Origin of the sequence: Novosphingobium sp. ST904, from assembly GCF_001298105.1 — a bacterium.
Classification (GTDB): Bacteria; Pseudomonadota; Alphaproteobacteria; order Sphingomonadales; family Sphingomonadaceae; genus Novosphingobium.
Genome location: NZ_LGJH01000064.1, coordinates 1 through 5,378 on the forward strand (window position 1 = coordinate 1; position 5,378 = coordinate 5,378).

Consider the following 5,378-nt stretch of genomic DNA (forward strand, 5'->3'; position numbering starts at 1 on the left):
CCCAGCGCTTGGCCGAGGCAAACTCGTCCCCTCGGTCGGTAGCGTAGGTGATTCCTACGACAACGCCTTAGCCGAGACGATCAACGGCCTTTACAAGGCCGAGGTCATCTGGCGGCAGCGATCATGGCCAAGCGTTTCGGCCGTGGAAATGGCAACGCTGCGCTGGGTCGATTGGTACAATAATCACCGGCTCTTCGGCCCTATCGGGCACATCCCGCCCGCTGAGGCCGAAGACAATTACTATGCAGCCCTCGAGAACCTCGATATGGCTGCATAGCCAAATGAAAACTGCCTCCTGAAAACCCGGGGCGCTTCACATTCCCGGTCAAAAATTCATGAGCCCACTCGTTCTGCTTTCCGAGCAGATTTTGATCAAACCACGCCAAATTTCTCGCGTATGCGGCTAGCCGGTGAATGGGTTGCCAGAAAATATGGAACTCGTCTGGATATACGTACAGATCGAATGTCTTGCCATTCTGGCGGAACGCATCAAAGCTCTGTAATCCAGCAAGAAATTCCCGGTCGCCGGACTGAACAAGAATTGGAGTCTCTACCCGCCCCACATTGGGAGCAAGATCGTAGTCATTAGGCTGTTTTGAGAGGTCATCCCGCAGGCTTGGATAACCCATTTCGCGATAGGAAGCTGCCATCAACGGCCCCATAAACAAGTCGCGGCTGATCGGCCCGCCACAGCACCCGATGAAGGATGCCGCCCTATAGTTTCGTCCCTGAGACAACGTGAACATGGCCCGCGCCGTCCCGGCGCTGAAGCCCGTGATGCCGACACGGTCGCGATCAATTACGCCCTCATCATCCAGCTTGCTCAGGATGATCTCGATCGCAGATTGGAAACTTTGGTAGTCGGCCCAATTATCCAGCCCTCGACGTCCGGCTTCTGACCAGTCCTTCATGGGATCCTTGAAGCCGATGGGATACGGGAGCTGGTAGTAGAGCACGGCATACCCTTCCCCGACAAAGGGCAGTATTGGGAAAAAATCTCCGCTGCCGCCGCGGGCGAAACCACGGTTCTGATATCCAACAATGATGAGGGGGAGCTTGCGATCACTTGCGCGATTTGCTTTTGGCAGAATGAGCTTCGCAAAGCACTCGAGACCGAGCGAATTACGCCACCGAAGGTTTCTGACTTTCCCTTTTTGTTTCTTGACCCATTCCGGGTTGGGATCCAGCAGAACCGAGCGCCTGCCGGTGTCATAATCGATTGACTCGAGGCGCCGTGGTTGCAGGGTGCCATCGATTGCGCAAAGCAACTGATCCCGGGCCGCCCTGCATCCGCCGATATTATCTTCGGTTGCAACAACGACGCGGCTCCTGCCGCTTACCGGATCCCATCGAACGATCTGGGTTAAACTATCACTCCACCCAGCCTTTCGAAGGAACAGGATGCGACGATCTTCCGGCCTCATCCAGACCTTTTCCGCGGTAGCGCAAGCATCACTCCTGCAGAGTGCCTCGGCCGTCGCACTTCGGGACTGGATTTCCTTAAGGCTGTTTACAAACTCGGGATCTTGGAGACGAATGACAGTTTCTGACTTCCCTGGGCCAAAGGCACGCTGCGCTGTATCGAGATCGATTTCGCGGAAGGGGACCTCGTGTACCGCCCCTGTGGTGGCGTTCACGGAAAACCGATGCTTCTGAGTTACAGGCGTGAACGGTTGGAATTTCCACATCGGGACCCATCGGTCATCGTAGTGAAAACCGCGTCGCCCCTCGGCTTCGAGGGCAACCTTTTCGCGCGAGGCTTCCGATCGCGCGACATATTCCAATTGCGACGCATCGTTCCCCCATTGGAACTGCAGCACGTCGACCTCCGAATTGGTCAATTGCCTACGTTTCTCGCTACCGTCAGCAGGTACGATCATGACCTGATCGATCCCATCCCGCTTCTCGAGGTAAGCGAGGCTCTTTCCGTCCGGCGACCACTGCGGAATGAGCGCCCGCATCACACCCGACCCGAAATCGGCCAGTTTTCCGGCGAGATCTCCTCTCTCGAGGATTACCCCCCCTTCTATTGCGGTAACCTCATGTGACGTTCGAGAACGCAGGTCGATAACCAGGATACGCGTGCAATAGCTATTCGCTTCGGCCACAGCTTCGCGCACCGCGACGGCCACGCGCACTCCGTCCGGCGAAACCGCAAAAGGCGCGCTGTCGTCGGACAAACTACCTATGTCGCGCAGTTGCATCAGATCCATTGCCGAAACGGTTTCCCGCGCCGAAGCGATAATGCGCTGGCTTGCCGAAACCGCACAAGCCGAGGGATTTGGATGAACAAGATGCGCGCCAGCTAGAGCTGTCAGCAAGCCCATGATCATTACATGGCCTTCGTGATGGAGAAGCTGATGTAGCGACCGATCGGCGAATAGTTCGCCGAATCGTAGGGCAGGTTTATGCCCGTTGCGCGAATGTGATCCGGTCTCGCGTTGAATAGGTTCGCCGCAGAAATCTGCGCTTCGACGCTACGGTCGTCCCCGAACCTGCGCTTGAGTGTCAGGTCGAACGTGGTCATTCCATCCACATTGACCTGGGCGGCGAGACGATTATCTTTCACGCCGCCGATATGATTGACGATTGCATTGACGGAGAGGGGTCCTCGATCAATGCTAACCCCACCGCGAACGCGGACATGAGGCGGATAATAGATCGTTCCAGCCATCTCGACAGCAGCTAGGCCGTCAACCACCACCCGCTGCGAACTCAGATACGTGGCCGACACCTGTAACGTTACCTTGGAGTGGGGTGTGAAATCGAGCGAATAGCTTCCGGAAACATCAACGCCTTCTGCTCGATCGCGAGACACGTTTGTGTAGCGGTAGTCTACAATTGCGAAGACAGAGGCTGGGTCAAATGGCTGGCCTGTGCCCGTCACGTCCAGAATGCCTGCAGGCGCTTGTGATAGTAACTGCTCGATTCCTGCCGATGTGGGATTGAGAGACACAAAGCCCGCATAAACCGGATCCGTGAGCATCCGAGAGACAGCGACCGCGGGCATGGCAATCCGATCGCGGTAATTGACCTTGAAGTAGGTGGCACTCACACTGAAGCCTGTCAGACTTCGAGGATGCAGTACGACCGTCGCCGAAAGGTTTGACGCCCGTTCCGGTTTCAGATCAGCGTTGCCGCCATCGATCTGAAGGATCGTTTGACCCGCAGGCGCGCTCCGCTCGCCCCATAGATCTCCTGGAAAGAGAGTGAGCTCGGGAAATACCAGGCGCTGATATAGCGTCGGCGCCTTGAATGAACGCCCCCAGCTTCCCTTCAAATCAAAATCCGGCGTCGGCGACCAGTTCACACCCAGCTTAGGGGTCACTACGCTTCCGACGCCCCTGTAATCCTCATACCGCAGAGCTGCGTCAAAATTCAGCCGATAAACACCGGGAATTGACATGGCTGGGCCGACAATCGGTACGCCGAGCTCCCCATAAGCGAAATGGCTTTCCTGGTCGCCGCCAACCTTGCGCGCAGCACTCTGCGAGTGAAGACTGTCTTTCCGATATCCGCCGCCAACTGCGGCACGAATAAAGCCCGCAGGCAGAGCAAGCAGCCTGCCTTCGGCCCCGACTTCCACGCCGATGGTGTCATTCTTCATGCGCACAGTGCTTGACCCGCTTGGGTACAATCGGCTGACTGTCGTTACGCCAGTCTTGCCATAAACGCCCTGGATGAAGAGATTCCATTCACCCGCAGTATAGTTCAGTTTGGGCGCGACATTCAGGCTCCAGTTTGAAGAATGCCGATACAACCCAGATTGTGTGACAGGTCCGGTCAATGTGTAGGCGTACTGGTTGTACGCATCGCGCTCGGAGTACAGCGCATCGACAGACAAGGTGAGCTTCTGCGACAAATCTTGATGAGCTACCGCTACGAATCCGAACGCTTTCAACAAGGGGAAAAGCGAGATCGCCGGGTTCACCGTTGAGGTGAAGGGCCTTTCGCCCGCGAGAATTCCTGTGCTCCTGTCATAGTTCCCTGTAATCATGAGACCGCCCGAGCCCCAGTTCTGACCCGTCACGGCGTTGTAGCTCTGCGTGATATATCCACCTTCGGTAGCGGCACCGATGATGGCGTTGGCCCAGAGACCCTCGAACGAATCTTTGAGGATGATGTTGGCGACGCCGCCGACCGCGTCCGATCCATAAATCGCCGATGCTCCATCTGGCATCACCTCTACGCGCGCGACTGCTGCGAAAGGGATGCTCGAAAAGTCGACAGAATTGCTGTTTTGATTGTAAGCGAGCCTATGCCCGTTCATCAGCGTCAACGTTGCGTCCGAACCTAAACCTCTCAAATTGAGCGATGTCGAGGAATTGCCGTTGGAGTTGCCTCTACCCTCGCCTCCGGTCCCCACTCCAGGGTTCTGACCGCCCGTAAAGTTTTGCGGAATGACGGCCGCCAGCGAGCGCATATCGGTGACACCCTCGTCTCGAAGCTGTTTGGTTTCGTATCTGAATACTGGCGAGGAGGTTATCGCGCCCCTGATGCGCGACCCGGTGACCGTGATGTCACTAGTAACGTCGTTCTCAGTTAGCGGCGTGGGCGCCGCTTCAGATCGCCCCGAAATGTAGATGGCCTCTCTTGAAAACTCGACCTTGAACCTGGTCCCCGCCAGCAACAGCCTGACCACTTCGTCTGCCGAATAAAGGCCATGAACTTCGGGGGCCTTCAATCGCGCCATCACCTCCCCAGGGAAGATGATCTGCCGCTTGGTTGCCTCACCGACCTTGAGCAAAGCGTCCGAGAGAGATTGTGGGGGAAAGTCGTATCTGACTTTCTGGCCACCGCCTTCATCAGCCATTGCAATCGATGGACAGCAGATCACGCTCGCGGCAAGCACAGTGCCTGCCACTCCGCGGCGAATAACGCTCATGAAGACCCCCTTGGTTGCGACCCGTCTGCGGGTTCACCAAGCATCAACTGATGTTGATGGGAGTTACCCTAAACACAACTGCAATTTTATTTTTGCGAAAGACTGATCCCGGTACTTGTCTCGACGACTTCTAGGTCGAGACTGCGGGCTAGTACTCGCGCAAGCTGTTGAGGGTCGTCGATTTTCAAGGTTCCATAAACCGGGCGGCGCGAAGTTGCGCCATCCCCAGTCGTTAGCTTGAACCCTGCTTCACCGTATCGATTGGCTTCCTCAAGTTGAAGCGCCCCGGGTTTTCAGGAGGCAGTTTTCATTTGGCTATGCAGCCATATCGAGGTTCTCGAGGGCTGCATAGTAATTGTCTTCGGCCTCAGCGGGCGGGATGTGCCCGATAGGGCCGAAGAGCCGGTGATTATTGTACCAATCGACCCAGCGCAGCGTTGCCATTTCCACGGCCGAAACGCTTGGCCATGATCGCTGCCGCCAGATGACCTCG

At 56.5% G+C, this 5,378-nt stretch carries 3 protein-coding genes and 1 pseudogene; 1 reads left to right on the forward strand and 3 read right to left on the reverse strand.

What is annotated here, in order from left to right:
- Window positions 1-277, forward strand: a 277-nt coding sequence (locus ADT71_RS29840; RefSeq protein ID WP_156336373.1) for an integrase core domain-containing protein, incomplete at its 5' end; no start/stop codon positions are given.
- Here ADT71_RS29840 and ADT71_RS00685 read toward each other — a convergent pair.
- The 3 genes and pseudogenes from ADT71_RS00685 to ADT71_RS30920 form a co-directional block, all read right to left on the reverse strand.
- Window positions 201-2,333 (reverse strand): Atxe2 family lasso peptide isopeptidase, encoded by a 2,133-nt coding sequence (locus tag ADT71_RS00685; RefSeq protein WP_082370053.1) that lies wholly within the window; start codon window positions 2,331-2,333, stop codon window positions 201-203. The two genes, ADT71_RS29840 and ADT71_RS00685, sit on opposite strands and share 77 nt — an antisense overlap.
- Window positions 2,333-4,885, reverse strand: coding sequence for a TonB-dependent siderophore receptor (locus ADT71_RS00690; protein WP_082370054.1), 2,553 nt, complete (start codon window positions 4,883-4,885; stop codon window positions 2,333-2,335). The genes ADT71_RS00685 and ADT71_RS00690 overlap by 1 nt, the downstream gene beginning before the upstream one ends.
- A 315-nt stretch (window positions 4,886-5,200) precedes the next feature.
- A pseudogene (locus ADT71_RS30920) lies at window positions 5,201-5,378 on the reverse strand (IS3 family transposase); the annotation flags it as partial.

What these genes read in the sequence shown, in the direction of transcription:
- ADT71_RS00685 (WP_082370053.1), bottom strand. Translation starts at nt 2,333, where the DNA reads ATGATCATGGGCTTGCTGACAGCTCTAGCTGGCGCGCATCTTGTTCAT.
- ADT71_RS00690 (WP_082370054.1), bottom strand. Translation starts at nt 4,885, where the DNA reads ATGAGCGTTATTCGCCGCGGAGTGGCAGGCACTGTGCTTGCCGCGAGC.